Here is a 1,540-nt window from a genome sequence, read left to right as displayed (position 1 = left end):
TTATGCGCCGGAGTGCGGGAGGTTTATCAGTCAGGATCCGATTTCGATCCGGGGTGGGCTGAATCTTTACCGGTATGCGCCGAATCCACTGAGGTGGATTGATCCTTGGGGGTTAGTAAGACTCGCTAGTGATTTTTTAGAACAAATAAGAGATATTACTGCAAAATATAAAGGGCAAGCAATTTATGAGTTTTTTGATGAAGGTGCAGGTAAAATGTATGCAGGTCAAACAAAAAATCTATATCAGAGGATGTTACAACATGCCAGAAGTGGGAAGTTAACTCAGGCAATGTTGGATTCGTTGAATTTTGATAAATATGCTGGAATTAGTAAACAATGGTTAAATAATTTAGAGGCAATGAAAATAGCTAAAAATGGAGGAAGAGGTGTAACCAGTAATGAAAAACGACCACCAAATACAGGAAATGTTTCAGATCAAGATTTTAGAGTGAAGGGGGAGTGTTGATTTATTTAAGGGGAAATATATGAGACTAGTGGAACATTATGGTGTGCGGGGAAATTGTGTCCTTGTGTATGAAATGCATGACGATACAGGTCATATTGTTGACACGATGAAGGAAAAGAAAGTTAACGGGTTGGTTTTGTCGCCGCTTATAACTGATTTATCATTTCTTGATGAAATTAATTTCATTAATGAAATATATATCACAGGCAATAAAATAAAGGATATATCACAACTGTATTTGTTGAAAAAAATACAACTCATCCATCTTTTGAATGATGATAAAATGAGACTTGATTTATCATATTTCCCATTTTTGAAAGAGGCTGTATTAATAGGTCGAAATGGAATTGATAATTTGTTTAATCACAGATCTTTAGAAAAAATAACATTGATAGATTTTAAAGAAAAAAAAGAGCATGTTGCGGAGAGATCATTCTTGCAATCATTAGAGATAAAAAATAGCAATATTCAAGCAATCCCTAATTTATCATCTATCAAGACTTTAAGGAGCATCAAGTTATCTGGATTATCTAAGGCTTCGGACACGACTTTTTTACATGGTTTGAAAAGTATAGAAGAAGTGTCGTTATCTTTATGCAAAAAAATGGCAATATCAATCATTGAAGATCTAAGTAAATTACCTTCAATTAAAAAAATATCTTTTTCAAAAATGGGTGATATTCCAAGCGTAACCAAAATAAGTAACCTTGTTAAATTGGAACGATTGTTTATAACGGAAAATACAAAAATCACAGATGGGAAAATCAGATTTTTATTGGATATGAAAGCATTGTCTTATCTTGTAATTCAAGGTTTCAATCATTATGATATCAATGTTTGGGATTTAATGAATCTAATTAAAAATAAATAATTTCTCGGTTATACCAAGCAAGGTTAAATGATATCGGTCATATGTATTGTTTAACAGATAAAATTTCTAAAAATAATAAGAGAATGAGTGTAGTTTCCCAGTAGTTGCATCGTAGCACTTGAATACGGTGATAACCAGAAGATGTAGTTAAATTCATCATCTGAACAGCTAGTTGCAGCCGGACACGGTACGCTTTGCGTATG

General features: G+C 33.1%; 2 protein-coding genes. Both read left to right on the top strand.

Annotation, left to right across the window (positions count from 1 at the left end; all coding sequences use genetic code 11):
- Positions 1–466 (top strand): RHS repeat-associated core domain-containing protein (locus EQY_RS26410; protein WP_000327692.1); only part of this gene is annotated, 466 nt, incomplete at its 5' end.
- Positions 467–485: 19 nt separating this feature from the next.
- Positions 486–1,337: a hypothetical protein gene (locus tag EQY_RS0122935; protein WP_001241516.1), complete on the top strand. Its 852-nt coding sequence runs from the start codon at positions 486–488 to the stop codon at positions 1,335–1,337.
- The last annotated feature ends 203 nt before the right edge of the window (positions 1,338–1,540 follow it).

Origin of the sequence: Escherichia sp. TW14182, from assembly GCF_000208525.1 — a bacterium.
GTDB classification, from domain to species: domain Bacteria; phylum Pseudomonadota; class Gammaproteobacteria; order Enterobacterales; family Enterobacteriaceae; genus Escherichia; species Escherichia ruysiae.
Note: the sequence above shows the minus strand (reverse complement) of the source record. Positions and strands in the feature narration are given on the sequence as shown.

Coding starts and splice junctions, on each gene's coding strand:
- EQY_RS0122935 (WP_001241516.1), top strand. CDS start 486: ATGAGACTAGTGGAACATTATGGTGTGCGGGGAAATTGTGTCCTTGTG.